Below are 1,132 nucleotides of genomic sequence, written 5' to 3' on the forward strand. Positions count from 1 at the left end.
AGTTCAATGATGCTGCCAATTCTATGCGCAGGGCTATCGGTGATGTCCGTCGTGACTTTGCCAATATGCAGTCGACCTTTGATAAGGCGCCTGAAGGCTGGGAAGCATGGCGTCGCGGTCTCCGTGGTATCGGTGATGCATCGTTGCTGGTGTCTGGCCACCTTGGTGGGCTCAGCACTCGTATGTTTGCGTTGGGGCAGATTGTTAGGGAGTACGGGGTTGGTATCGGTATTGCAGCAGGTGGGATGGTTGCCCTTGGCGTTGCTATTAATGGCGTATCGTCTAAGGTCATTGATACCACTATTCAGATTCAGAAGGCCGAAAAGGCTCTTACCGCCATTACTCGTTCTTCTGCAGCGGCTGGAGTAGAAATCGATTTCGTCCGGCATGTAGCGAATAACTCTGGCCAGGTCTTTACCAGCCTGACGGATACCTATTCACGATTTTTGGCCTCGGCAAATAGCTCTGGGCAGATTCTAAACGAGACGCATCGTCAGTTTGCCACTGTCTCGCAGGCAGCAGGTATTCTGGGTCTGTCCGTGGAAGACACGCAGGGCGTTTTCCGTGCTATGGAACAGATGCTCTCTAAGGGTACTGTCCAGGCGGAAGAACTTCGTGGACAGCTAGGTGATCGTCTCCCTGGTGCCTTTGCAATTGGCGCACAGGCAATGGGTGTTACAACCCAGAAACTTGGCGACTTGATGAAGAAGGGTGAAGTCCTTAGCGCAGACTTCTTGCCCAAGTTTACTTCGCAGCTCGCCAAGGTCTTCAACGTAGACATCACCAAGCCTGTGGAGGGCATTGTTGCTGCACAGAACCGCCTGAAGAATGCTATGGACCAATTTTATCTGTCCGTAGATAAATCGTCAGGCGTCACCAAGATCTACCAGGTTGTATTGGAAGGCTTTACCGTTGTAATGGTGACGCTGACGAATAACCTGCAGACAGTGGCGCAAGTTGTTGGCGCTCTGGCTGGTGCGTTTGTTGGCCTCGGTATTGCCATGATGGTTCCTGCAGCATTTGCGCTATTTGGTGCAATGGCTGGATGGATCGGAACTGTCATATCCCTTGCACGCACCATTACCTCTTTGGCCGAGGCAGTGGCGCTATTCAACGCTGCATTGATGCTCAC

1 protein-coding gene is annotated in these 1,132 nt (G+C 52.2%); it reads left to right on the forward strand.

All coding sequences use genetic code 11. The features are described from left to right. Nucleotides 1–23: 23 nt before the first annotated feature. Nucleotides 24–1,132 (forward strand): tape measure protein (locus VJI94_RS07790; RefSeq protein WP_324008928.1); only part of this gene is annotated, 1,109 nt, incomplete at its 3' end.

The sequence above is a fragment of the Parvimonas sp. D9 genome (assembly GCF_035282565.1).
GTDB lineage: Bacteria > Bacillota > Clostridia > Tissierellales > Peptoniphilaceae > Parvimonas > Parvimonas micra.